The sequence below is a fragment of the Janthinobacterium sp. SUN176 genome (assembly GCF_030587335.1).
GTDB classification, from domain to species: Bacteria; Pseudomonadota; Gammaproteobacteria; order Burkholderiales; family Burkholderiaceae_D; genus Janthinobacterium; species Janthinobacterium kumbetense.
On sequence record NZ_JAPWIA010000001.1, the window covers coordinates 3,657,321 to 3,682,515 of the forward strand.

A 25,195-nucleotide genomic window follows, 5' to 3' on the forward strand; every position below is an offset into this window, starting at 1 on the left:
GGCATTCAGTTCGCGCCGCGGCCGGGATTTTCGGCTAAGATGATGGCGCGGCATTGCGCCGCACCGCATCGTGCATCGGCCTCTCATTCATCTACACCGTCAATGGAACAAAAAGACAAGTCTTGGGTCACTTCGGTGGACGTCGCCAAACGGGCCGGCGTCTCCCGCTCCGCCGTCTCGCGCACGTTCACACCCGGCGCCAGCGTGGCGCCCGAAACGCGGGCCCGCGTGATGGAAGCCGCACAATCGCTGGGCTACCAGGTCAACATCCTGGCGCGCAGCATGAACCAGGGACAAAGCAACCTGGTAGGCGTCGTCATCACGGGCTTCACGGACCCGTTCCGCGTGGCCCTGCTGGGCGAAGTCACGCGCAGCCTGAGCGAACATGCGCTGGTGCCGCTGCTGATGAATGCGGAAGACCCCGAGCGCCTCAGCGAATTGCTGCGCATCCTCCTCAGCTACAAGATTTCCGGCGTCATCATGACGTCCGGCTCGCCGCCGTCCGCCGTCGCCACGGAATACCTGCAGCGGCAAGTGCCAGTGGCCATGATCAACCGCGCGCGCGACCTGAAAGGCGTGGACGTGGTCAACAGTGACAACCGCCACGGCGGCGAACTGGCGGCCAGCACCCTGCTCGACAGCGGCGCCAAACGGCTGGCCTTCATCAACACGCGCGCCAGCAGTTTCAGCGGCATCGCGCGCGGCCAGGCCTTCCTCGACCACCTGGCGCCGGCCTTGGCGAAGAAGCGCTGCACGGCCGGCGAATACCTGGCCGACGCCATCGGCTACCAGGCGGGCCAGGAAGCGGCCGACGCCCTGCTCGCCTCGGGCAAGCTGCCTGACGGCGTCTTTTGCGCCACCGACCTGATCGCCTGCGGCTTCATCGACGCGGCGCGCAGCAAGTATGGCATCGACGTGCCCGCGCAACTGCAGGTGATCGGCTTCGACGACATTCCCATGGCCGCGCTGGATGCCTACCAGCTGACCACCATCCGCCAGGACGCGGGCGAACTGGCGCGCCGCGCCGTCAAGAGCCTGGTCGAGCGCATGGAAAAATTTGCCATGCCGGGCCGATTGAAGGAAGTGCCCGTCACCCTGGTGCGGCGCGGCACGACGCGCTAAATCATTCGATGCGGCAGATGGCGCAACGCCGTCTGCCCGCCCGCCACCGCCCGCCGTTCCCCGTTTTCCACACTTTTTCGTCCCCCGCCTGTACTTGTTGACATCAAAAAAAATCCGGGTTACTGTTTGCACACGCGCGCTGCACACGTGTGCAATTTCTTCAAACAAGCCAGTTCTGGCCACACCACTAAAAAAAGCGCCCCGTCCACGGAGGCGCATCAAGGAGACTGTTATGTTGAACCACGTTCTAAGAATCGCCCTGTTCGGCGCCGGGGCCATCGGTCTGGCAGCCTGCACCACCCAAGTCGGCACGCAGCGCAATATGGCCGCAGCAGTCGCCGCCGATCCGAAGCTGGCGAAGATCGGTCAGATCGTTGTCGTGTACATGGAAAACCGCAGCTTCGACCACCTGTTCGGCACCTTCCCCGGTGCCGACGGCATCGCCAATGGCCACTCGCCCGACACCACCACGCAGACCGGCCCCGATGGCAAGCCCTATGCCATGCTGCCCGCCGTGGCACTCGACAAGGGCGGCCTGGACCAGCGCTTCAAGGCCGACATCGCCAACGCGCCCTTCCGCATGGAGCCGAGCGTCTCGCTTGGCGACAAGACGGCCAGTCCCGTGCACGCGTTCTGGACGCACAAGCGCCAGATCAACGACGGCAAGAATGACCGCTTCGTCGTCGAGGGCAATACGGGCGCCCTGCCCATGGGCTATTTCGACGGCAGCAAGCTCAAACTATGGGCGCTGGCACAGCGCTACACCTTGGCCGACCGCTTCTTCCAGTCCGCCTACGGCGGCTCCTTCCTCAACCACATGTGGCTGACCTGCGCCTGCACGCCCGTGTTCCCGAACGCGCCCAAGTCCATCGTCTCCCAGGATGAGCGCGGCACGGGCCACAAGAAGGGCGAGGAAGCGGAAGTGACGCAGGACGGCTACGCCGTCAACACCATGCAGGGCCCGCTGCTGTTCGATCCGACAAAAAAACAGACGTTCCTGCCGCCGCAAACCATGCCCACCATCGGCGACCGCCTGACGGACAAGGGCATCTCCTGGGTCTATTATGCGGACGGCTACGACATCGCCGTCGCCTCGACCAAGTCAGGCAAGAAGGCCGACGATTTCTCGTATCACCACCAGCCGTTCACCTACTTCAAGCGCTTCATCGACAGCCCGCAGCAGCGCGCCACGCACCTGAAGGACCGCTCCGACATGCTCGCCGACGTCCAGGCAGGCAAGCTGCCGCCCGTCTCGTTCTACAAACCCATGGGCAAGAAGAACATGCATCCGGGGATGGATAAATCGAGCGTGGCGGCCGGCGACGACGAAGGCGTGGCCATCATCAGCGCCATCATGGAAGGCCCGCAATGGAAGGACACCGTCATCATCGTCACCACCGATGAAAACGGCGGTTTCTGGGACCACGTGGCGCCACCGAAAGGCGACCGCTTCGGCCCGGCCACGCGCATCCCCGCACTGGTCATCTCGCCCTTCAGCGAAGGCGGGCATATCGACCATACCGAGTATGAAACCGTGTCGATCCTGAAGTTCATCGAGGAACGCCATGGCCTGGCGCCCTTGAGCGAGCGCGATGCGCGCGCCAACAGCCTGGCCAAAGCCCTCAAGCTGTAATACCCATTCCCCTGCCTGTCTGTCCCGGGTGCGCCATCTGCACGGCGCGCCCGGGCTAACCACACCTGAAGGAAACACCATGCTGCGCGCACGCCATCTCCCCCTGTCCCTCCTGATGCTTTCCCTGACCGCCTGTGGCGGCGGCGACGATACACCGCCCGTCCCCGTCACGCCCCCGGTAACGCCGCCCGTGACGCCGGCCGCCCCCGCCACCTACTACCAGACCAAGACGCCCTACACGCCGCAGCAAGATGCGGCCACGTATGAAGCGGCACCTGCCGGCTACGCGTCCGTGTTCACCGAACTGGTGGCCCGCCACGGTTCGCGCGGCCTGTCGAGCATGAAGTATGACGCCGCCTTCTACAACGTCTGGCAACGGGCTGCAGCCGACGATGCGCTCACGCCGCTGGGGCAAAAGCTGGGCGCCGACATCCTGAAACTGATGAAGGCCAACGCGCTGCTCGGCTACGGCGTGGACGGCATCACGGCGCCAGGCTACGGCAACCTGTCGCAGACGGGCATCAATGAACACAAGCAGCTGGCCGTGCGCATGCTCGCGCGCCTGCCTGCCCTGTTCACGCAACTGGGTAGCAATGCCGCCAGCGCACCGCGCCAGATCGTCACCGTCAGTTCCGGCGTGGACCGCGCCAAGGACAGCGCCGCGTACTTTGCGCAGTCGCTGGCCGCCACGGCACCAAACGTCGCACCGCTGATTACCCTGCCGCCCGCCCCGACCGGCTACCCGGCCGGCAAGCCCGTGGCGCAGCCCGATGGCACCAACCGCTTCCTGCTGTATGCGCACAAGCTGGTGCCGAAGACGGACCTCGTCACCGATACCCTCGACCGCCATTACCAGACTTACCAGGATAGCCAGGCCTATCAGGCCTACCTGGAAAGCCCCGGCTTCCTGGCCAAATACACGGCCATCGACACGGATGCCACGGCGCGTACCCTGGGCCGCGAAGTACTGGAACGCTTGTTCACCAAGGCCTTCGTCGACAAGATCGACAACGGCACTTACCGCTTCGCCAACACGGGTACCTACAGTTTTACCAGCGACGACGGCAAGTTCACCAACACCGTCACGGGCGACGGCGGCACCACCATCAAGGGCCTGGCAGATGCCGCCTCGGTGCTGTACAACCTGTACGCCATCATGGCCGGCCTGACGAACGAAGTGAAAGCCGATTTCGTGCAGTACATGCCGTCGGACGCGGCCAAGTACCAGGCATTCGTGCAGGATTACCAGGATTTTTACAACAAGGGCCCCGGTACCACGGAAAGCGCCGGCGTCACCTGGAACTACGTGCGCGCGCTGCGCGACGACTTTTTCACGGAAGTGGACGCCATCGCGCGCGGCGACCTGTCGCACGGCGCCAAACTGCGCTTCACGCATGCGGAAGCCATCATTCCGCTGGCCACTGCCATGGGCCTGAAGAACGTCGTCGGCGCGCTGCCGGCGGCGCAGACCTACAGCTATGACAACAGCAGCTGGCGCGGCCTGTACGTGGCGCCGATGGCGGCCAACATGCAGTGGGATGTGTACCGCGACGCCGGCGGCAATGTGCTCGTGAAAATGCTGTACAACGAAAAGGAAACGGACTTCCAGGCCGCCTGCGATGGCGCCCGCTTTGCCGCCGGCAGCCATTTCTATGTGTATGCGAAGCTGAAGACCTGCTACGGCCACGTGGCGCAGTAAGTACGAATGCAGGCGGGCAGCCGTGCCCGCCTGTTGGACGTTTGCTGCTAGGCTTGCACGTAAGAACCAATCACGTCACCTACGGATCACCATGCCCCCACCGCTCCCCCTGTCCAGCATGCTGCTGGCCCTCACCATCTGCGCCGCTCCCGCCCTGGCCGCCGAAGGCCATTACCAGACCAAGGCGCCGTATGCGCCGCAGCAGGACCCGGCCACCTATGCCGCACCACCGGCCGGTTTCCAGCCCATCTTCACGCAGCTGGTGGCGCGCCACGGTGCGCGCGGATTGACCGGCATGAAGAGCGACGCGGCCCTGTATGCGATGTGGCGGCAGGCCGCCGCGCAGGATGCGCTCACGCCCTTGGGGCGCGAACTGGGTCCCGACATCCTGGCCCTGATGCAGGCGAACGCCTTGCTCGGTTACGGCGTGGCCGGCATCGAGCGGCCCGGCTACGGCAATCTGTCACGGACTGGCATCGAGGAACACCAACAACTGGCCGTGCGCATGCTGGCGCGCCTGCCCACCCTGTTCGCGCAAGTGGGGCAAGACGCCGCGACGGCGCCGCGCCAGCTCGTCACCATCCATTCCGGCGTGGACCGCGCGCGCGACAGTGCACGCTTTTTTACGCAGTCGCTGCTGGAGCACGCGCCCGCGCTGGCGCCCTTGCTATACCTGCCGCCCGCGCCGGCGCCGTATCCGCAGGGACGCAAGGCAGTGGCGCAGTCCGATGGTGTTAACCGCTTCCTGCTGTATGCGCACAAGCTGGCGCCGCAGACGGATTTTGTCGCCGATCGCGCCAACCCGCATTACGCCACCTATGCCGCCAGCCAGGCCTACCAGTACTATGAAAGAACCAAGCAGCTGCACGCCCTGATGGATGCCCCGGCCAGAAAACCGGAAGCGGCCGCGCATGCGCGCCAGGTGCTCGAACGGCTGTTTGCACCCGCCTTCCTCGACCAGCTTGAGCGCGGCGCCGCCAGTTTTGCGGATACGGGCAGCTACACTTTCACCAGCGCGGACGGCCAGCTCACGCGCACCATGACGGGCAGCGGAAAGACCATCATCCGCAGCCTGAATGCGGCCGCCACGAAACTGTATGAGCTGTACGCGATCGCCGCCGGCATGCGCCATGAAATGCCGGCCGATTTCAGCCGCTACATGCCCGCCGAGGATGCGCGCTACTATGCTTATATCGCCGACCACGAGGATTTTTACCAGAAAGGGCCGGCCACCACGGAAAGCAGCGGCGTGACCTGGCGCTTCGCGCTGGCCCTGCGCGACGATTTTTTCAAGGAAGTCGATGCGCTGGCCAGGGGAGATTTGCGCCACGCGGCCAAGCTGCGCTTCACGCACGCCGAGATGATCATTCCGCTCGCTTCGGCCATGGGCTTGCAACAGGCGCTGGCCCCCTTGCCGGTATCGGCCAGCGACAGTTATCAAAGCAATCAATGGCGCGGCCAGAACGTCTCGCCGCTGGCGGCCAACATGCAGTGGGATGTGTACCGCAACAGCGCAGGACAACTGATCGTGCGCCTGCTGTACAACGAAAAGGAAACCAGCTTCCAGCCTGCATGCGACGGCGCCCGCATCGCGCCGGACAGCATCTTCTATGACTACGCAAAGCTGAAAAGCTGCTACGGCCACGTGGCGGCGCCCTGACGCGCTGATGCTGCGCGCCGCCATCGCACCTTACTTCAAGGTCGGCATGGCGAATTCCGCCCCTGCCGCCGTCGATGCCGGCCAGCGCTGGGTGACGGCCTTCTGTTTCGTGTAGAAACGCACCGATTCCGGGCCATGCGCATGGTGGTCGCCGAACAGGCTGCGCTTCCAGCCGCCGAAGCTGTGGAAGGCCATCGGCACGGGGATCGGCACGTTGACGCCCACCATCCCGACTTGCACGCGGTGCGTGTATTCACGTGCCGTATTGCCGTCGCGCGTATAAATCGCCGTGCCGTTGCCGTACTCGTGCGCGTTGACCAGGTCCAGCGCCGTGGCGAAATCGGGCACGCGCACGATGCAGAGGACGGGGCCGAAGATTTCCTCTTTATAGATCGTCATGTCCGGCGTGACGTGGTCGAACAGGCTGCCGCCTAGGAAAAAGCCCTTTTCGTGGCCGGGCAAGACGAAACCGCGCCCATCGCTGACCAGCTTGGCGCCTTCCTTGACACCCTTCGCGATGTAGCCGGCAATTTTGTCCTTGTGCACTTGCGTCACCACGGGGCCCATTTCCGCTGTTAAATCCATGCCTTGCGTGATCTTCAGGGCCGCGATGCGCGGCACCAGCGCCTCGACCAGTTGGTCGGCCACATTGCCCACCGCCACGACGACGGAAATGGCCATGCAGCGCTCGCCGGCCGAACCGAAGGCGGCGCCCATCAGGGCGTCGACCGTCTGCGGAATGTCCGCGTCCGGCATGACGACCATGTGATTTTTCGCGCCGCCCAGCGCTTGCACGCGCTTGCCCTGGGCGCAGCCGGTCGCATAGATATACTCGGCAATCGGCGTGGAACCGACGAAACTGACGGCGCGCACGTCCGGGTGGTGCAACAAGCCATCCACGGCTTCCTTGTCTCCCTGCACCACGTTGAAGACGCCGTCCGGCAAACCGGCGTCCGTCAACAACTGCGCCAGCAGCAGGCTGGCCGACGGGTCGCGCTCGGACGGTTTCAAGACGAAGGTATTGCCGCAGGCGATCGCCATCGGGAACATCCACATCGGCACCATCACGGGGAAATTGAACGGCGTGATGCCGACGCAGACGCCCAATGCCTGGCGGATCGACCAGGCGTCGATGCCGCCGGCCACTTGCTCCGAATATTCTCCCTTCATCATTTGCGGGATGCCGCAGGCAAATTCCACCACTTCGATGCCGCGCGTCACTTCCCCTTTTGCATCCGTGAACACCTTACCGTGCTCGGCCGTGATCAGGGCCGCCAATTGGTCCGCATGTTCTTCCAGCAACTCCTTGAACTTGAACATGACGCGGGCGCGGCGCAGGGGCGAGGTTTGCGACCAGGCGGGAAAGGCCGCGTGGGCGGCAGCCACGGCCGCATTCAGCTCGGCGGCAGTCGCCAGCACCACCTTCGCCGTGACGGCGCCCGTGGCGGGGTTGAAGACGTCGCTCGTGCGCTCGGAGCGCGACGCCATGGGGTTGCCACCAATAAAGTGGCCAATCATCGGGGTAGTCATTGTCTTGTCCTTGGTTATTTCGTCATCAGCCAGTCATGGGCCGGGTCGTTTTTAAAGTGCCACACGCGTTTCGGGCCGGCCATCACGTTCAGGTAATAGCCATCGTAGCCATACGGCACGGTGACGGGGTGGTAACCCCTGGGCACCATCACCACGTCGTGGTTTTCCACGGCCATGGCTTCGTCGATGCTGCGGTCGTCCGTGTAGACGCGTTGGTACGCAAAGCCCTGCTCGGGATTGAGGCGGTGGTAATACGTTTCTTCCAGCGAGCTTTCCAGCGGGATATTGTCGCTGTCGTGCTTGTGCGGCGGATAGCTGGACGAATGGCCGGATGGCGTGACCACCTCCACCACCAGCAAGCCATCGGCCTCGGCCGTCTGCGGCAAGATGTCGCACACATAGCGGGTGTTCGCCCCCTTGCCGCGCACGGAACGCGTCATCGACTGCGGGTCGATCAAGCGCGCCGGGCGATGGGTGGTGGCCGGCGCACTGCACAGCGCCACTTCGGCGTTGCTCACGGCCGTGATGCCGACCGTGGTTTCCAGCGGCACATACACGGCGTAGGGCGAGACGTCTTCAAACACGCTCTGGCGATTGCCGATGGCTTCCCAGGTCTGCCCGCCCGCCTGCACCGTCACCGTGCCCGTCAGCACGACGAGGCACAGTTCGCGGCTACCCGTCTCCAACGTCAGCTGTTCGCCTGCCGCCAGACGGTGCGCGGCGAAGCCCACGTGCGTCCAGCCGGCCGATTCCGGCGTGACTTCGACGATCTTGCCGCCGGTCTTGGCCGCTTTCACCAGCAGCGGGCTCATGCCGCCTCCCGTTTCAATCGCGGGATGGCGTCGACCAGGCGTGCCAGGTAATCGTGGCCCATCTTGGCATACTGATAACTGGGGGCCACGGCCGGATCTTGCTCCGCTTCCACCACCAGCCAGCCCTCGTAGCCATGCAAATATAAACGCGTGAGGATGGCGGGAAAATCGATGCTGCCATCACCGGGGACGCTGAAGGCGCCATTGATCACGGCTTGCAGGAAACTCCAGTGGCCATTTCTCGCCAGTTTCACCACGTTGGGGCGCACATCCTTGCAATGCACGTGGCAAATGCGTTGAATATGTTTATTCAGCACCGCCAGCGCATCGCCGCCGGCAAAGGTGATGTGGCCCGTGTCGAACAGCAAGCCCACTTGCGGTCCCGTCAAGGCCATCAACTGGTCCACGTCGGCCGGCGTTTCCACGTAGGCGCCCATGTGGTGGTGGTAGGCCAGGCGCACGCCGTGGTCGAGCAAGTGCTTCGCAAACGCCGTCAGTTTGTCGGCGTAGTCCTGCCATTGCTGCGGCGACTGGAAACGCGGGCGCTTATACAGGGGACGGGCTTCGCCCTGGATCGCGTCCGCCACTTCGCCGTAGACCATGACGGTGGCGCCGCTGTCCGCCAGCAGGCGTAAATGCGAGGCTACGGAGGCGATTTCCTCCTCGACCGAGCGATGGGCCAGCCGTCCCGAATACCAGCCGGACACACAGGCAAGATTGTATTTGCCCAGCACGGCGTTCAGGGCCGGGGCATCCTTGGGAAACTTGTTGCCCAGTTCGAAACCCACGTAGCCGATCTCGGCGCCTTCCTTCAGCGCTGTTTCCAGCGGGGTTTCGCCGCCCAGGCTGGGTAAATCGTCGTTCATCCACGAGATCGGGTTGATGCCGATCTTCACATTCCATGTAGTAGTCATTTTTGTTGTCCTTGGCGGTCAAGTTCATAACGGGCGCGCGCCGCTTGCACGCCGGCTTGCGTCGAGACTTCGGGTACGGCCACTTCCCACCAGCAACCGCCCTCCTCGGTCGTGCGCGTAGCGTCCGTATTGATGCAGATCAAGTAGGTGCGGCTGGCGGCGCGGGCGCGCAGCATCGCCTGTTCCAGTTCGGCAATGTTGGCCACGTGCTCGGACAGCGCGCCCAGCGCTTGCGCATGCAGGGCGAAGTCGATGGCGGGTGCGCTGTCGGGCAACATATTGTTGAATGACGCGTTGCCGCACGCCTGCTGCAGGCGGTTGATGCAGCCGTAACCCCGGTTGTCGAGCACGACGATGATGAGTTTTTTGTCCAGCATCACGGAGGTAGCGATTTCCGAATTCATCATCAAATAACTGCCGTCGCCCACCATGACGATGACCTCGGCATCCGGTTTCGCCATCTTGACGCCCAGGCCGCCGGCGATTTCATAGCCCATGCACGAATAGCCGTATTCCATGTGATAGCCGCCGGCTGTCGACGTGCGCCACAGCTTGTGCAGTTCGGCCGGCAAGGTGCCTGCCGCGCAGACGACGATGTCGTTGCTGGTCGAGTCCGGTGAAGAGCGCTGCACGGCGCCGATGACTTCGCCGTCATACGGCAAGCCGTCCACCTCGCGCTGGCCAGTAATGGCCAGGACGGTATCGCGCCATGCGTTCCCAGCCTGCTGTGCGCGGTCCAGCCACTGGCCCGCGCTATTCCAGTTAGGCAAGTACCGCGACAAGCCCTGCAAGCCAAGTGTCGCGTCCGCCTGCACGCCCAGGCCACGGCGTTTCAGCGCATCGAAAGCGTTGACGTTCAGGCTGACCAGTTGCGCTTGCGCAAACAGGGAGTTCGATCCCGTCGTAAAATCCTGCAAGCGCGTGCCGATGGCCAGCACCACGTCCGCCTGCGCCGCGAGGGCATTCGCGGCAGGCGAACCTGTGACGCCGATGGCGCCCAGCTGCAGCGGATGGTCCCACGGCAAGGCGCTCTTGCCGGCCTGGGTTTCCGCCACGGGAATGCCGTGACGCTCGGCAAACGCCTGCAAGGCGGCGCTGGCCTGGCCGTACAGCACGCCGCCGCCGGCCACGATCAGCGGCTGTTTCGCGTGTTTCAGCAAGGCGGCCGCCTCTTCCAGTTCCTGCTCCACGGGCGGCACGGCGCGGAAACGCACGATGCGCGGCTCGAAAAAGTCGGCCGGATAGTCATACGCCATCGTTTGCACGTCTTGCGGCAAAGATAACGTGACGGGACCGCAGGCGGCCGGGTCCGTCAAGGCGGCAATGGCGCGCGGCAAGGCCGTCAGCAATTGCTCCGGATACACGATGCGGTCGAAATAGCGCGATAAAGGTTTAAAGGCATCATTCACCGACACGCTGCCGTCGCCGGCGTCTTCCAGCTGCTGTAGCACGGGGTCCGGCGCGCGCGAGACGAACACGTCGCCGGGCAACAGCAATACCGGCAAGCGATTCACGTGGGCCAGCGCGGCGGCCGTCAGCAAATTGGTGGCGCCCGGGCCGATGGAACTGGTGACGGCCAGCATGCGCCGGCGCATGTGGGCTTTCGCATACGCAATGGCCGAGTGCGCCATCGCCTGCTCATTGTGGGCGCGGTACGTGGGGAAACTCTCCCGATATTGGTACAGCGCCTCGCCCAGGCCCGCCACATTGCCGTGGCCAAAGATGGCGAAGGCGCCGCCGAACAGGGCGATCAAGGAACCATCGCCCTCTTCCGTGCGCAAGGCGGCCAGGTAGCGGACTAAAGCCTGGGCCATGGTCAATCTGATTGTGGCGCTCATGCTGCACGCTCCAGGCGGTTGCGCGTGCGCTGCCACAGGGCAATGAGCTGCTCGAAGTTGGCGCGCACGGCGGCGATCAGGCCCGCATCGTCGAGCTCTCCGGCCAGCCAGCGACGGCTCGGTTCCTGGAAGATGGTGCGGCCCACCATGAAGCCGCGGCACGTCGTGCTGGCACTGGCTTGCTCAAAACTGGCGGCCAGGGCGGCAATCGGCGCGTTCAAGCCCAGCAGGACGACGCCACGGCAATACGGATCGCGCTCGTGCACGAGGGCATCGATGGCTTGCCATTGCTGGGCTGACATGCTTTCCAGCTTCCACCATTCCGGGTAAATGCCCAGGTTGTACAAGCGCTTGACGGCGCGCAAGACGGTGTCTTCACTTTGCGGCAAGGCATCCGACGGTATGACTTCGAGCAACAGTTCGTGACCGCTCACTTGCGCCGCGTCATACAGGGCCTTGATCTGCGCTTCCTGTTCCAATCGGTTTTCCACGGTATCGTCCGGATGCAACTGCACCAGGCACTTGATCACGTGTTCCTTCGGCCAGCTGAGCAGGTGCGAACCGATGGAGCGGCCCCAGTCGAATTGCAGCGGATTGGAGCCGGGCAATTCCACGGGACGGCCGATCCACCAGCCGCGCCCCGTCGCATCGTTGAGCGCGTCGACGCCATAGCGTCCATCGATCAGCACGCCCGTCTTGCCGGCCAGTTGCAAGGCCGTTTCCGTCTGCGCCACGGCTTGCACCATCAGTTGCTTCAGGGCGCAAATAGCCGATTCGGGCGCGCCTGTCTGTTGCGCCAGCTCAAAGAATTGCGTACGGTGGTCGAAGGCAAACACGCACAGTTCATCCCACTGCGGGCGCGCCACCGTCGTGCGGTGCAGGCGCGACAAGGTGGCGTCCTGGTCCGGTTGCGTCAGTTTCGCCGCGTTGGCGAGGAAATAGTCGAGTTCCACGGGCGACGGCATGGCCGGTGCGCAACCGTGGCGCGACACGACCAGGGCGCCGCAACCGTTCGCGTAGCGGCAGCACGCTTCGTAATCCTCGCCGCGCAGCCAGCCTTTCAAAAAGCCCGAGAGAAACGCGTCGCCCGCGCCCAGCACGTTCAGCACTTCCACGCGCACGCCGCGGTAGTTATACGCATCGTCCAGGCTGTGCGGCACCACGCTGTCGATGACGGCGCTACCCAGCGGGCCCCGCTTGACGACCAGGGTGGCCAGGGTAACGGCCCGCACGGCGCGCAAGGACGCCATGATGTCGGCGCCACCGCCGGCGATCATGAATTCCTCTTCCGTGCCGACGATCAGGTCGAACTGCGGCAGGATCGCCTGCAAGTGCCGCGTGACACCATCGTTGGAAACGAAGCGCGTTTCGCCGTCCGCCTTGCCGGAAAGTCCCCACAGCACGGGCCGGTAATCGATGTCGAGCATGGTGCGCACGTTGTTGGCGCGCGCCAATTTCAGGGCCTGCGTGCTGACGGCGTGCATGGCAGCCGTCGAAAAATGCGTGCCGGTGATCAACAGCGCCTTGCTCGATGCAATAAAGGCGGCGTCGACGGCGGATGGCTCGATGGCCATGTCGGCGCAGTTTTCACGGTAGAAAATCAGGGGAAAGGTGTTTTTATCCTTGATGCCCAGCATCACCAGCGCCGTCAGGCGGTCGCGGTCGATGCCGACATGGCTGACGTCGCAACCCTCTTTCGCCAAGGTGTCCGTCAAGAAACGGCCCATGTGGTCGTCGCCCACTTTCGACAGCATGGCGGACTTCAAGCCCAGGCGGGCCGTGCCGAAGGCGATATTCGCCGATGAGCCGCCCAGGTATTTGGCGAAACTGGTCGCGTCTTCCAGGGTGCTGCCGATCTGCTGCGCATACAGGTCCACCGCTAGGCGGCCCAGGCAGATCACGTCCAGCGCGCGTCCCTGGGCAAATTCAGTCGTATTCTTCATGACATGCATTCCTTATGACAATTGCACGATGCGCTGTTCGCGCCATGACACGGTGGCCGCCTCGGCCAGTTCCAGTGCCTTCAAGCCATCATGGACGGTGGTGCGCAAGGGCGCGCCATGGGCAAATGCCTCGAAAAAGTGCGCCATTTCGCTGGCGTAGGCGGCGCGGTAGCGTTCCAGGAAAAAGTCTTCCGGCTTGTCGACGCTGACGTTCACTGAGCCATAGGCCGTCACTTCCGTCGGCTTGTGGTTGCCCGCCTGCAGCATACCCAGGCTGCCCAGCACCTCGAAACGCTGGTCGTAGCCGTAAGCGGCGCGGCGCGAAGCATTGATCTGGCACAAGCGTCCTTTCGCCGTGCGGATGGTGACGACGGCCGTGTCCAGGTCTCCCGCCGCGCCGATGGCCGGGTCGACGAGGCAGCTGCCCGTGGCGTGCACGCTGACGGCTTCATCGTCGAGTATCCAGCGGAAAATGTCGAAATCGTGGATCAGCATATCCTTGAAGATGCCGCCCGATACCTGGATATAGCTGACGGGTGGCGGGCCGGGATCGCGGCTGGTGACGATGAGCAACTCCGGCGTGCCGATCTCGCCCGCTGCGATGCGCTGCCTGACGGCAGCAAACGTGGGGTCGTAGCGGCGCTGGAAGCCGATCATGCACAGCACGCCAGCATCCTTGACGGCAACGGCGGCGGCGCGCGCACGCTCCAGGGTCAGGTCGACGGGTTTCTCGCAAAAGATGGCCTTGCCGGCGGCCGCTGCGCGCACGATCAGGTCCGCATGCGTATCCGTGCTCGACGCGATCAGCACGGCCTTGACTTCGGGGTCGGCCAGCACCGCTTCCACGCTGGCGACGCTGGCGCCATGCAGGGCCGCCACTTCCGCCGCCGCGCCCGCATGCACGTCGACCACGTATTTCAGGCGCACGCCAGGCTGGCGCACCAGATTGCCAGCGTGAATACGGCCGATGCGGCCGGCGCCGAACAATGCCACTTGAATCATTTCCATCTCCTTGATAGTCGGGATAATGCCGCCCGGAAATGCACACGTGTGCATTTCCGGGCAAAAAAGGTTAAAACAGGTGGATGACGCCCAGCATCACACCGCTGAGCTTGGCACCCTTCTTGGTGGCGGCGAAGGCATTGCCGCCAAACGTGTAGTTGGCGTTCTTGTCGTTATTCGTTTGCGTGTAGTAGGCGTACACGGTGCTGCGCTTGGACAAGTAATACTCGTAGCCCAGGGTGGCCTGCTTGGCGCCGCTGTCGTCGCCGCGCACCAGGGTGGTCGCCTTGATGGTCACGCTGCTGCCGTTGGGCGCGCTGCCGGACACATCGCCAGCCACGCCGAACCGGCCGATGAAGGAACCACCACCCGCCTTGTAGGCGCCCGTGATGGTGAAATAGTCGCGCTGCAAGTCGCCGCCGGCCACGTCATACACCATGCGGTTCCAGGCCACGCCCACGTCGCCGCCGCCGAAGTTGTAATTGCCCACGGCGCGGAACATCTTTTCGCTGAAGCCGGGACGCAAGTCCTTGTGCTTTTCATAGCCGACGGCGCCCTTGATGGGGCCGTTCACGTATTGCACGATGCCCGAATAGATGCGGTCGCCGTTCGATGCCTCGTTTTCGCTGGCGCGGTAAATCGTGGCGCTGAAGCCTTGCAGTACGGGCGTGCGGTAGCTGATGGCGTTCGAACTGCGGCGGTTGAAGCCTTCGCCGCCCAGCTGGGAGATGTTGGCGTCATCCTGGATGCCTTCGCCCACGAAACGGTTGGTGTAGCCGTTGATCTGGCGAATCGGCGTAGCGAAGCGGCCCAGCGCGATACGGCCATAGGCGGGGTTTTCCAGCCCGACAAAGGTATCCTTGCTATTGATGGCGCCCGTTCCATCGTCCAGCTTGGCATTGCCCTCGATCTGGAAGAAGGCCGTGTTGCCATTGCCCAAGTCTTCCCTTCCCCGGAAGCCGATCTTCGAGGAATTGTCCGATACGCGAGAAATGGATTCGCCATTCGGCGCCGTGGCCGAGCTTGACGTTTCGATACGGTCGAAGCCCGCATGGATGCGGCCGTACACGACGACGCTCGATTCGGCCAGCACGCAGCCTGGCACGGCCAGCAAGAATACGGCGGCGATCTTGTTCAACTGCATGGTGTTCATCTCGTTTTTCATCCCGTTTTTCATTTTGTCTCCTGCTTGTTTTTATGGTGGTGGATTACTCATGATGCTCAACAGTGTGTTGCCACTCCGCGCGTCCCTCGCCGGACGCCTGTCCTCCCTTTCAATAAAATGTGCTCAGGCACAGCGCGGCAAGGCCAGCGCCGCCAGTTGCGGATACAGGCGGGGGCCGCCCACCAGGATGGGATTGCCCTTTTCCAGGCCGTTATCGGCCAGGAAATCATTGCAGCGCCCGCCCGCCTCATTGACGAGCACGATGCCGGCCAGGCAATCCCAGGAATTGATGTGCGGCTCGAAATAGCCGATCAGGCGCCCGGCCGCCACATAGGCGATCATCAGCGCGCCGGAACCGTTGCGGATGAACATGCCGCCCTCTTCCAGCACGTCGAGCAGGAACGGTAAAAAGGTGTCGGTGCCCACGCGGTGCGAAAAGCCCACGCCCAGCACGCCGCCCTGCAGGCTGACCACGTCGTTGACGCGCAGCCGCGTTTCGCCGGCCTTCGCTGCCACGTAGGCGCCCTGCCCCTGGCAGGCGTGGAACAGCTCGTCCGCATTCGGGTCGTACACGGCGCCGATGGCCGGCTTGCCGTCGACCAGCACGCCGATCGACACGCACCAGGCCAGCATGCCGTTGACGAAGCAGGCCGTGCCGTCGATGGGATCGATGACCCACACGCAGCGCGCGTCCGACGCCCCGCCGCCCCGCTCCTCGCCCACCACGGCGTCGTCAGGAAAACGCGCGGCGATTTGCGCACGCACATAGTCTTCCACCATGCGATCGGCGATACTGACCATGTCCTGCAAGCCCTTTTCCTCGATCACGAGTTCCGTGCGGCGGTGAAACATGCCCAGCGCAATCTCGCCGGCCTGGCGGATGATGTGCCGGGCGTAGGCATAGCGCTCCAGGGTGGCCGCGTCGGCCAGTACCGCTGCCTGTGTCATATCTGTCATGCTTGTCCTCCAATGATGGCTGCGCCATGTTCGTGTACGGTCATGGCGACCGATGTGCCTTGCGTGAAAACCTGGCTCAAGTCGTGCGAGACGGCAAACAGTTCGCCGACCGGCGTGTCGAGCGTGTATTGCATTTCGCGCCCCAGGTAGGTGGCGCGTGCCACGCGCACCACCATGGCGCTGTCGGGCTGCGCGGGCGACAGCAGGATCGCTTCCGGACGCACGGCGAAACTCGCTTCGCCGCTGCGCTGGCTGCGGCATGGCAGACGCAGCCGCAACTTGCCCATGACGCAGGTGGCCTTGCCGTCGGCCACCGCTTCGATCACGCCATCGACGATGTTCGCGTTACAGATGAAGTCGGCGACGAATTTGTCGGCCGGCGATTCGAACAGCTCGTGCGGCGTGCCCTTTTGCGCGATCACTTGCCGGTTCATCACGATGATCTGGTCGGAAATGGCCAGCGCCTCTTCCTGGTCATGCGTGACATACACGGCAGTCAAGCCCAGCTTGACCTGGATGTCGCGGATCTCGTCGCGCACGCGGCGGCGCAGTTTCGTATCGAGGTTCGACAGCGGCTCGTCCAGCAGCAGCACCTTGGGCTGCAGCACCAGCGAACGGGCCACGGCCACGCGCTGCTGCTGGCCGCCCGACAACTCGTTCGGGAAGCGCGCGGCAAAGTCGGCCAGGCCCACCAGGCGCAAGCTTTCCTGCGCCCGTTCCACGGCGCGCGGCTTGGTTTCACCGGACACGATGAGGCCGTAGCACACGTTGTCGAGCACCGTCATGTGCGGAAACAAGGCATAGGACTGGAACACCATGCTGACGTCGCGCTCGGCGGCCGAGGTCAAGGTGACGTCCTCGCCGGCCAGCAGGATGCGTCCGGCGCTGACGCGTTCCAGGCCGGCGATCAAGCGCAGGGTCGAGGTCTTGCCGCAACCGCTGGGGCCCAGCAGGGTGACCATGGTGCGCGGCGCGATCGTGAACGACACATCGTTCACGGCCAGCGCCTTGCCGTAGCGCTTGGTGACGCCATCGAATTCCAGCGCGGCAAGCTCTGCTGCTTGGGTAGTAAAGTGGTTCATGCGTAGCTCTTTTCCAGGTTGGGAACGGCGGCCGGCAGCGTTTTTTCGGCGCTGACGCGGCGAAGGCGGCGCTTGCCGACCAGCAAATGGATCAATTGGATGCACAGCAGGATGACGACGATCAAGACCGTGGCGTAGGCAATCGCCGTGCCGTAGTTGCCGTTCGACACCAGGCCGATGATGTAGGACGTGGCCATGTCGTAATCGGCGCTGACGAGGAAGACGACGGCCGAGATCGACGTGATCGAACGCACGAAGCCATACACGAGGGCCGAGGCGATGGCCGGGCGCAACAGCGGCAGGATGACCTTGCGCATGGTGGTCCAGCTGCTGGCGCCCAGGGTGATCGAGGCCTCGTCCAGGCTGCCGTCGAGCTGGCGCATGGCGGCGATGCCCGTACGCAAGCCCATCGGCATGTTGCGGAAGACAAAGCACAGGATCAAAATCGTCGCCGTGCCCGTCAACTCGATGGGCGCCGAGTTGAACGCCAGGATGTAGCTGATGCCGATGACGGTGCCGGGAATGGCAAAGCTGAGCATGGTGCCGAACTCGAACGCGCTTTTCAGGGCGAATTGCTGGCGCACCAGCAGCCAGGCCGAGAGGATGCCGACAAAGGCCGTCAAGGGCGCGGCGATGGCCGAAATCGTCAAGGTGGTGAACAGCGACGGCCAGGCCTGGCCCGTCCAGTGCCAGCCGGAAGCGCCCGCCGTGATGCCGAAAGCGTCGATGTAGTGGCGCAAGGTGAAGGCATTGTCCTGGCCCCAGTTATTCACGAAGCCGCCCGCCACCACCGTGCCATAGATCAGGGCCGTGAAGGCGAACCATGGCAAGGCGATGGTCCACAGCATGGTTTTCAGGCGCGGGTTGAGCGAGGCGTGGCCGCCATGGTCGGCCTTGCCCGTCACCGTCACATACGATTTCTTGCCCAGCCACAAGTTCTGGATGAAGAAGGCGCCCACGGCAAAGGTCAGCAGCACGATGGCCAGGGTGGCGGCGCGACCCTGGTCGTTCGAGGCGCCCACCACGGAAAAGAAGATTTCCGTCGACAGCACGTGGAAGTTGCCACCCAGCACCATCGGGTTGCCGAAGTCGGCCATGCTTTCGATAAAGCACAGCAAAAAGGCATTGGCGATGCCGGGACGCATCAAGGGCAGCGACACCTTGACGAAGGTTTGCCAGCTGCTGGCGCCCAGGGTGCCCGACGCTTCTTCCAGCGAAGGGCTGACGCCCTCCACCACACCAATTAATGTCATGAAGGCAATCGGCGCAAAGGCCAGCATCTGCGACAGCCACACGCCCGTCATGCCGTACAGCCAACGGCTCTGCTCGATACCGAACAGGTCGCCGACGAGGCCCGTGATGGCGCCGTTGCGGCCGAACAGCAGGATCAGGGCCAGGCCCAGCACGAAAGGCGGCGTGACGATGGGGAGTATCGTAATGGCGCGCATCGGGCGTACCCAGCGGCCATTGGTGCGCGTTACCAGCAGGGCGAACACGAGACCGAGGAAGGTGGCCGACACGCCCGTCAGCAGGGCCAGCGCCAGGGTATTCCAGGCCACGCCGCAGCGGCCGGGGCCGGACACGCAATTGAGGCTCCAGATGCCGGGGTCCGCCAGGCGGCGCGCCAGGGCGGCGGCGCCCGTGCCGCCATCGTCCATGGGCTGGCCGGCGCTGACGAGGATCAGCGCGACGGGGAACAGCACGAACAGGGAGATCAGGCAAATGATGAGGCCGATGGCGCCGGCCACGAAGGCGTCGCCGCGGCACACGCCGCAGGCGGCCGCGCCCGAGGTGAGGAGGAACAGCAGGCACAGCGCCAGCAGCAGCGCGCCGAAGCCCAGGCCCGTGCTGGCGGCCAGTGGCCCCCAGCCCAGCCATGCCAGCCACAGCATGCCGGCGCCGCCGATGGCGATCTGGCCCAGGCCCAGGGTCTTGCGGTGAGGATTGCCGGCTACCAGGGCGGCGCTGGCGGCGATCAGGGCGAAGAACACGCCCAGCGGCCAGGCGCCGAACGACAGCAGGTGCAGCACGGCCGGTGCGCCACGGTCACTGAAGAACTGGCCGTCGCGCAACCATTCGCCGGCAAACAATCCCGCTTCCTGTTGCTGCCAGGGCAACAGGCACAACGCTGCCAGGGCGGCCAGCAGCCAGCCGTAAAATATCTTTTTCATGAGGTCTCTATCCAGCTAAGTAGACCCGCCGGCATGGCCATTTCGGCATGCGGCAGGTTCGGTACGATGACAGTCTTTACGCCTTAATTGCCAGCCGAATAAATCTGTGTCGTCCAGCGTTGCAGCAAACGCTTGCGCGTGTCCGAGGCGCCATACTTGGCGAAGTCGTAGTTGATGGTCTTGATGTTTTCCAGGCGCGGCGAGGCGGCGGGAATGGTGGCGGCCACGTTGGACGGGATCTGGAACGCCAGCGCTTTCACCGCTTCGCTCTGCACGTCCGGGCGCAGGGCGAATTCATAGAATTTCTTTGCCTGCTCCATGTTTTTCGCGCCCTTGACGATGCTCATGGAGCCGATCTCGTAACCCGTGCCTTCGCAGGGCGGCAAGACTTTCACGGGAAAGCCGGCCACGGTGAGCTTCATCAGGTCATGCATGAAACCGATGGCCACGCCCGCTTCGCCACGGCCCACGTCCTCGCCGGGCGCCACGCCCGCGTTCGGATACTTGCTGACGTTCTGCCCCATTTTCGCCAGGAAATCGAAGGCTTCCTCTTCGCCGAACAGCTGCACCACGGTGGCCAGCGCGTTGTAGGCGGCGCCCGAGGAGTTCGGGTTGGCCATCTCGATCTCGCCCTTGTAGGCGGGCTTGACGAGGTCTTTCCAGCATTGGGGCGGCGGCAGGTTTTTCTTCTTCAGCACGTTTTCGTTGTAGGCCAGGCCCAGGATGCCGATGTAGATGCCGACGGTGCGGTACTTGGCCGTCTCGGCCTGCTTGAGCGCCCACGGCTGCAGCTTGGACAGGGTGGGCGACTTGTATTCTTCCGTATAGCCTTCGGCGGCCGCTTGCAGGTGCGGGTCGCCCGTGCCGCCCCACCAGATGTCCGATTTCGGGTTCGACGCTTCGGCGCGGATCTTCGCATAGGCCTCGCCGGCGCTTTTCCTGATCATCGATACCTTGATCTTGCTTTCCGCCTCGAAGCGGTTCTTCATCAGCTGGCACCACTCCATGTCGGCTGAACACAGCACGGACAGGCGTTCCTCGGCGGCCATGGCCGTCATCGGCAGGGCCAGGCTTATAGCAATCGCAACATTGCGCATCTTCATCGTCTCACTCCAAGTTTGTTGTCGTTGTGGTACTTCAGACCGCACCGCTATCTTGCGGTGTCACTGTCCCGGGATGTGCTTTTTCAAGACTTGCACTGCATTGCACACGTGTGCACACCTTACCACCAGCCGATTTTGACTGTCAACAAGAATCTCGGCAGGCGGGCGGCGTGGTGTTTTACCGACAAAAAAAGCCGCCAGCGTTGCAGCTGGCGGCTTTCGGGACCGGTGGGGTCAGAGGGGTGTTACTGCCAGGCTTCCTTGCCCGCGCGTGGCTTGCCCACCATCAGCAGCGCGCCCAGGGTCAGCACGGCTGCCAGCGACAGGTAATAGCCCACGTATTGCAAGCCATAGTTCGTGGCCAGCCAGGTGGCGATGTACGGCGCCAGCGAGGCGCCCAGGATGCCGGCCAGGTTGAACGTCAGCGACGCGCCCGTGTAGCGCACTTCGGGCGGGAACAGTTCGGACAACATCGTGCCCAGCGGTCCGTAGGTCATGCCCATCAGGCCCAGGCCGACGGCCATGAAGACCGTCACTTCCCACGTCACGCCCGAACCGAACATGGGCGCGAGCACCAGGCCGAAGATGGCGATGGCGACGGAGACCCAGATCAGGGTGGCGCGGCGGCCGCGGCGGTCGGCCAGCACGGCCGAGAATGGAATCGTGAGGGCGAAGAACAGCACGGCAAACAGCTGCACGACGAGGAATTCCTTGCGCGTGAAGCCCAGCTTGGTCGTACCCCAGCTCAGCGCGAACACAGTCATCAGGTAGAACAGCACGAAGGTGGCCAGGGCGATGATGGTGCCCAGGAACAACATGCGGCCATGCTGGCGGAACACGGTGGCTACCGGCAGTTTGACGACCTCGTTCTTGTCGATGACTTTCTGGAAGTCCGGCGTTTCCGTGATCTTCAGACGCACGTACAGGCCGACGATGACCAGCAGCGCGCTGGCGAGGAACGGGATGCGCCAGCCGTAGCTGAAGAATTGCTCATCGGTCATGGTTTCGCTCAGCAGCAGGAAGATGCCGCCCGACAGGAAGAAGCCGATCGGCGCGCCCAGCTGCGGGAACATGCCGTACCAGGCGCGCTTGCCCGGTGGCGCGTTTTCCGTGGCCAGCAGCACCGCGCCGCCCCACTCGCCGCCCAGGCCCAGGCCCTGGCCGAAACGGCACAGCGCCAGCAGCAGCGGCGCCAGGGTGCCGATGGCGGCATACGTGGGCAGCAAGCCGATGATGACGGTGGAAATACCCATGGTCAGCAAGGCGGCCACGAGGGTGGCCTTGCGGCCGATGCGGTCGCCGAAGTGGCCGAACACGGCCGAACCGATGGGACGGGCGAAGAAGGCGATGGCGAACGTGGCCAGCGACTGCAGCACGGCGGCCGACGGGTCGCCGGCGGGGAAGAACAGTTTCGGGAACACCAGCACGGCGGCGGTGGCGTAGATATAAAAGTCAAAGAACTCGATGGTGGTGCCGATCAGGCTGGCGAACAGCACCGTGCCGGGGGAATTTTTCTTGGGGGGGGTGCTCATTTACTGCGCTCCTTGGGGAGGGTGTCTAAAGGCCATTCTCTGGATGTTTTTTCAGGCAGCAGCACAGCACGTTGTCTAGGCGCGCGGTTCACATATCATAGCCGTGCGCGGGCGTATTTGCTGTGAATTTGCTATTAAATTCGCAAACAAATTCCACGCAGCAACACGCCGTTGTTAACGGCAGGCAACGGTGAACAAACGCGCGCTATCGCGCTGCGATCAGTGCTGATCAGAGAAACAACGGTCGTGCGCCATCCGGTTACCCGGGGCACGGCAGGAAAGGCGTCAGGGGATGGGCGACGTGCATCAGGCCCGGCGTATCGCCAGGCATTCCGTACCAGACCCGCGCGTCGGCATCGCGGCATCGGTCATTTGTGGTGAATCCTTGCCTGCGGCCCCTCCGGGTGGAGCGGGCCGGCGATGATCGCGCCTGCATCACGAAGGATGCGGTTGATCTTGCTGTAAGCGGCTTATGATACGCGCAGTGGTGCGGTGCGGCAAGAAATGATGGAAACCGCCTACGCGTCGATCAGGGCGAACGCCTTGGCGATCTCCGCGCTGTCGAGCGGGCGCACGAGGCGCGCCACTTCCTGGCCATCCTTGAGGAAAATCAAGGTCGGCCACAGTTTCACCCGGAACGAGCGTCCCAGGGCGCGGCCGGGGCCGTCTTCCACGCGCAGGTGCGGCACCTCGGGGTGCTGCGCAAAGGCGGCGGCCAGCGGCGCCTGAGTGGCGCGGCAGTGGCCGCACCAGCCCGTGCCGAATTCCAGCAGGGCCGGCCCTGCCAGGGCGTCGATCCCGGCGCGCGTGGGTTGCGCCACAGCATACGTGTCATTCATCATGCCAGTCTCCTTGACAACTTAGACCACTTTCACGCGCAAGGTCTCCAGGCCATCGATGGCCCCCACCAGCTCGTCGCCGCGCTGCACGGCCGCCACGCCGGCCGGCGTTCCCGTGTAGATCAGGTCGCCTGGCTGCAAGGTAAAGTAGGTCGACAGGTCGGCGATGGTTTCCGCCACATTCCAGATCAGCATGTCGATGCTGCTGCTTTGCCGCAGCTCGCCATTCACGTGCAGGGTGATGGCGGCATGGCTGACGTCGCCCGCCTGCGCGGCCGGCGTGATGGAACCGATGGGCGCCGAGTGCTCGAACGCCTTGCCCGTTTCCCACGGACGGCCCTGCTTTTTCGCCGCACCCTGCACGTCGCGGCGCGTCATGTCCAGGCCGATCGCATAACCCCACACGTGGCTCAGCGCATCGGCCACGCCGATATCGCTGCCGCCCTTGCCGATAGCCACCACCAGTTCCATCTCGTGCTGGAAATCCTGCGTCTGCGCCGGGTACGGCAGTTCGCCCGTCGTGCCGGCAGGCACGGGCAGCACGGCGTCGGCAGGCTTCATGAAGAAAAACGGCGCCTCGCGGCCCGTATGGCCCATTTCCTTGGCATGGTCGACATAGTTGCGGCCCACGCAATAGATGCGGTGGACGGGGAAAGTATCAACGCTGCCGCTGACGGGAACGCTGGGCTGGATGGCTGCGGCAATGACATACGACATGGAAACTCCTGATCGGCACGATAAAAAGGCGGTGATGAAAAAGGGGACACCGCAGTGTCCCCTTATTTTACGGCAAGCTTACTTCAGCAGTCCCGAGCGGCTCGGATCCGGCATGCGGATGGCGACGATGAAGGAAATCAGGCACATGATGGTCACGTACCAATAGAAATACTCTTCCACGTGCCAAGCCTTGAACTGCAACGCCACGTATTCGGCCGAACCGCCGAACATGGCGTTGGCGACCGCATACGACAGGCCCACGCCCAGCGCGCGCACTTCGACGGGGAACATTTCCGCCTTGATCAAGCCGCTGATCGACGTATAGAAGCTGATGATGGCCAGCGCGATGATGATCAGGCCAAACGCCGCGTACGGGCTGGTGATGTCTTTCAAGGCATGCATGATCGGCAACACGCACAGGGTGGCCAGGCCGCCGAAGAACAGCATCGAGGTGCGGCGGCCGATGCGGTCCGACAAGGCACCGAACACGGGCTGCAAAATCATGTAGACCAGCAAGGCGCACGTCATGACGGCGCTGGCCGTCTTGGTATCCATGCCGGCCGTGTTGACCAGGTATTTCTGCATGTAGGTGGTAAACGTGTAGAACACGAGCGAGCCGCCGGCCGTAAAGCCGAGCACGGTGATGAAGGCGCGCTTGTGCTTGAGCAAGCCGCGCAGGCTGCCAGCGTCCTTGTCCTTGCGCTCGCTGGCGGTGGTCGTTTCCGTCAGGGATTTACGCAGGTTCAGCGACACGAGGGCCGCCAGGGCACCGAAGACGAACGGGATGCGCCAGCCCCAGGCACGCAATTCTTCCAGGGTCAGCAATTGCTGCAAGACCACCAGCACCAGCAAGGCCAGCAACTGGCCGCCGATCAGGGTCACGTACTGGAACGAGGCGAAGAAACCGCGCTTGCCCGATTCCGACACCTCGCTCATATAGGTGGCGCTGGTACCGTATTCGCCGCCCACGGACAAGCCCTGGAACAGGCGCGCCACCAGCAGCAGGAACGGTGCGAAGGCGCCGATGGTTTCATACGTGGGCAGCACGGCGATCATCAGCGAGCCGCCGCACATCATCAGCACGGAAATCATCATCGACTGGCGGCGGCCGTATTTGTCCGCGATGCGGCCGAACAGCCAGCCGCCCACGGGACGCATGAGGAAGCCGGCGGCAAAGATGCCGGCCGTCTGCAGCAGCTGCGTCGTCGGGTTACCAGAAGGGAAGAAGGCGTGCGAGAAGTACAGCGCGCAGAACGAGTAAATGTAGAAGTCGAACCATTCGACCAGGTTACCGGAGGAAGCGCCAATGATGGCCTTGATGCGCTGCTGGGATGTCAGCTGCGCAACGTCATGCGGAGTATCGTGGGATGTCATATCAGTCTTCTTGTTCGTGTGAAAAAGCCAACGCCAGCCGGGTTGCCCGGGCTGGTTTTGCATCATACGCCCTTGATCAGGGTCAAAAAGCCGCCCGGCATA

At 63.8% G+C, this 25,195-nt stretch carries 19 protein-coding genes; 4 read left to right on the forward strand and 15 right to left on the reverse strand.

The features are described 5' to 3' along the window. Positions 1-135: 135 nt before the first annotated feature. From O3299_RS16520 to O3299_RS16535, 4 genes are all read left to right on the forward strand, one after another. Positions 136-1,122, forward strand: coding sequence for a LacI family DNA-binding transcriptional regulator (locus tag O3299_RS16520; RefSeq protein WP_354669647.1), 987 nt, complete (start codon positions 136-138; stop codon positions 1,120-1,122). A 232-nt stretch (positions 1,123-1,354) separates the two neighbouring features. Next, positions 1,355-2,755: an acid phosphatase gene (gene acpA / locus O3299_RS16525; RefSeq protein WP_289903600.1), complete on the forward strand. Its 1,401-nt coding sequence runs from the start codon at positions 1,355-1,357 to the stop codon at positions 2,753-2,755. A 79-nt stretch (positions 2,756-2,834) separates the two neighbouring features. Further along, positions 2,835-4,454, forward strand: a complete 1,620-nt coding sequence (locus O3299_RS16530) for a histidine-type phosphatase (protein WP_305053114.1) — start codon at positions 2,835-2,837, stop codon at positions 4,452-4,454. Between the two features lie 91 nt (positions 4,455-4,545). Further along, complete coding sequence (locus tag O3299_RS16535; protein WP_305053115.1) at positions 4,546-6,114, forward strand: histidine-type phosphatase; 1,569 nt, start codon at positions 4,546-4,548, stop codon at positions 6,112-6,114. 30 nt (positions 6,115-6,144) lie between these two features. Here O3299_RS16535 and O3299_RS16540 read toward each other — a convergent pair whose 3' ends face one another. The 15 genes from O3299_RS16540 to O3299_RS16610 form a co-directional block, all read right to left on the reverse strand. Continuing rightward, positions 6,145-7,644: a CoA-acylating methylmalonate-semialdehyde dehydrogenase gene (locus O3299_RS16540; RefSeq protein ID WP_305062732.1), complete on the reverse strand. Its 1,500-nt coding sequence runs from the start codon at positions 7,642-7,644 to the stop codon at positions 6,145-6,147. 14 nt (positions 7,645-7,658) lie between these two features. Further along, positions 7,659-8,456, reverse strand: a complete 798-nt coding sequence (iolB, locus tag O3299_RS16545; protein ID WP_305062733.1) for a 5-deoxy-glucuronate isomerase — start codon at positions 8,454-8,456, stop codon at positions 7,659-7,661. Beyond that, complete coding sequence (gene iolE, locus O3299_RS16550) at positions 8,453-9,370, reverse strand: myo-inosose-2 dehydratase (RefSeq protein WP_305062734.1); 918 nt, start codon at positions 9,368-9,370, stop codon at positions 8,453-8,455. Before iolE ends, iolB begins: the two co-directional genes overlap by 4 nt. Then, positions 9,367-11,208: a 3D-(3,5/4)-trihydroxycyclohexane-1,2-dione acylhydrolase (decyclizing) gene (gene iolD / locus O3299_RS16555; RefSeq protein ID WP_305062735.1), complete on the reverse strand. Its 1,842-nt coding sequence runs from the start codon at positions 11,206-11,208 to the stop codon at positions 9,367-9,369. Before iolD ends, iolE begins: the two co-directional genes overlap by 4 nt. Beyond that, positions 11,205-13,151 (reverse strand): 5-dehydro-2-deoxygluconokinase, encoded by a 1,947-nt coding sequence (gene iolC, locus O3299_RS16560; RefSeq protein ID WP_305062736.1) that lies wholly within the window; start codon positions 13,149-13,151, stop codon positions 11,205-11,207. The genes iolD and iolC overlap by 4 nt, the downstream gene beginning before the upstream one ends. Before the next feature lie 12 nt (positions 13,152-13,163). Then, positions 13,164-14,153: an inositol 2-dehydrogenase gene (iolG, locus tag O3299_RS16565; RefSeq protein ID WP_305053978.1), complete on the reverse strand. Its 990-nt coding sequence runs from the start codon at positions 14,151-14,153 to the stop codon at positions 13,164-13,166. Between the two features lie 70 nt (positions 14,154-14,223). Then, on the reverse strand, positions 14,224-15,330 hold the full coding sequence (locus O3299_RS16570) for a porin (protein ID WP_305053979.1): 1,107 nt from the start codon (positions 15,328-15,330) through the stop codon (positions 14,224-14,226). A 111-nt stretch (positions 15,331-15,441) separates the two neighbouring features. Further along, positions 15,442-16,275 (reverse strand): inositol monophosphatase, encoded by an 834-nt coding sequence (locus tag O3299_RS16575; RefSeq protein WP_251350320.1) that lies wholly within the window; start codon positions 16,273-16,275, stop codon positions 15,442-15,444. Beyond that, positions 16,272-17,357, reverse strand: a complete 1,086-nt coding sequence (locus O3299_RS16580; protein WP_305053980.1) for an ABC transporter ATP-binding protein — start codon at positions 17,355-17,357, stop codon at positions 16,272-16,274. Before O3299_RS16580 ends, O3299_RS16575 begins: the two co-directional genes overlap by 4 nt. Further along, a complete protein-coding gene (locus O3299_RS16585) occupies positions 17,354-19,528 on the reverse strand; it encodes an iron ABC transporter permease (protein WP_305053981.1) in 2,175 nt (724 codons plus the stop codon). Before O3299_RS16585 ends, O3299_RS16580 begins: the two co-directional genes overlap by 4 nt. An 83-nt stretch (positions 19,529-19,611) precedes the next feature. Next, entirely contained in the window at positions 19,612-20,631 is a 1,020-nt protein-coding gene (locus O3299_RS16590) for an ABC transporter substrate-binding protein (protein ID WP_369812307.1), read from the reverse strand. Positions 20,632-20,876: 245 nt separating this feature from the next. Further along, complete coding sequence (locus O3299_RS16595; RefSeq protein ID WP_070290424.1) at positions 20,877-22,163, reverse strand: MFS transporter; 1,287 nt, start codon at positions 22,161-22,163, stop codon at positions 20,877-20,879. A gap of 518 nt (positions 22,164-22,681) precedes the next feature. After that, positions 22,682-23,005, reverse strand: coding sequence for a thioredoxin family protein (locus O3299_RS16600; protein WP_099666576.1), 324 nt, complete (start codon positions 23,003-23,005; stop codon positions 22,682-22,684). Positions 23,006-23,023: 18 nt separating this feature from the next. Then, complete coding sequence (locus tag O3299_RS16605) at positions 23,024-23,719, reverse strand: fumarylacetoacetate hydrolase family protein (RefSeq protein ID WP_099666575.1); 696 nt, start codon at positions 23,717-23,719, stop codon at positions 23,024-23,026. A 78-nt stretch (positions 23,720-23,797) separates the two neighbouring features. Next, a complete protein-coding gene (locus O3299_RS16610; protein WP_099666574.1) occupies positions 23,798-25,093 on the reverse strand; it encodes an MFS family transporter in 1,296 nt (431 codons plus the stop codon). Positions 25,094-25,195: the final 102 nt, after the last annotated feature.

Coding starts and splice junctions, on each gene's coding strand:
- acpA (WP_289903600.1), top strand. CDS start 1,355: ATGTTGAACCACGTTCTAAGAATCGCCCTGTTCGGCGCCGGGGCCATC.
- O3299_RS16530 (WP_305053114.1), top strand. CDS start 2,835: ATGCTGCGCGCACGCCATCTCCCCCTGTCCCTCCTGATGCTTTCCCTG.
- O3299_RS16535 (WP_305053115.1), top strand. CDS start 4,546: ATGCCCCCACCGCTCCCCCTGTCCAGCATGCTGCTGGCCCTCACCATC.
- O3299_RS16540 (WP_305062732.1), bottom strand. CDS start 7,644: ATGACTACCCCGATGATTGGCCACTTTATTGGTGGCAACCCCATGGCG.
- iolB (WP_305062733.1), bottom strand. CDS start 8,456: ATGAGCCCGCTGCTGGTGAAAGCGGCCAAGACCGGCGGCAAGATCGTC.
- iolE (WP_305062734.1), bottom strand. CDS start 9,370: ATGACTACTACATGGAATGTGAAGATCGGCATCAACCCGATCTCGTGG.
- iolD (WP_305062735.1), bottom strand. CDS start 11,208: ATGAGCGCCACAATCAGATTGACCATGGCCCAGGCTTTAGTCCGCTAC.
- iolC (WP_305062736.1), bottom strand. CDS start 13,151: ATGAAGAATACGACTGAATTTGCCCAGGGACGCGCGCTGGACGTGATC.
- iolG (WP_305053978.1), bottom strand. CDS start 14,153: ATGATTCAAGTGGCATTGTTCGGCGCCGGCCGCATCGGCCGTATTCAC.
- O3299_RS16570 (WP_305053979.1), bottom strand. CDS start 15,330: ATGAAAAACGGGATGAAAAACGAGATGAACACCATGCAGTTGAACAAG.
- O3299_RS16575 (WP_251350320.1), bottom strand. CDS start 16,275: ATGACAGATATGACACAGGCAGCGGTACTGGCCGACGCGGCCACCCTG.
- O3299_RS16580 (WP_305053980.1), bottom strand. CDS start 17,357: ATGAACCACTTTACTACCCAAGCAGCAGAGCTTGCCGCGCTGGAATTC.
- O3299_RS16585 (WP_305053981.1), bottom strand. CDS start 19,528: ATGAAAAAGATATTTTACGGCTGGCTGCTGGCCGCCCTGGCAGCGTTG.
- O3299_RS16590 (WP_369812307.1), bottom strand. CDS start 20,631: ATGAAGATGCGCAATGTTGCGATTGCTATAAGCCTGGCCCTGCCGATG.
- O3299_RS16595 (WP_070290424.1), bottom strand. CDS start 22,163: ATGAGCACCCCCCCCAAGAAAAATTCCCCCGGCACGGTGCTGTTCGCC.
- O3299_RS16600 (WP_099666576.1), bottom strand. CDS start 23,005: ATGATGAATGACACGTATGCTGTGGCGCAACCCACGCGCGCCGGGATC.
- O3299_RS16605 (WP_099666575.1), bottom strand. CDS start 23,719: ATGTCGTATGTCATTGCCGCAGCCATCCAGCCCAGCGTTCCCGTCAGC.
- O3299_RS16610 (WP_099666574.1), bottom strand. CDS start 25,093: ATGACATCCCACGATACTCCGCATGACGTTGCGCAGCTGACATCCCAG.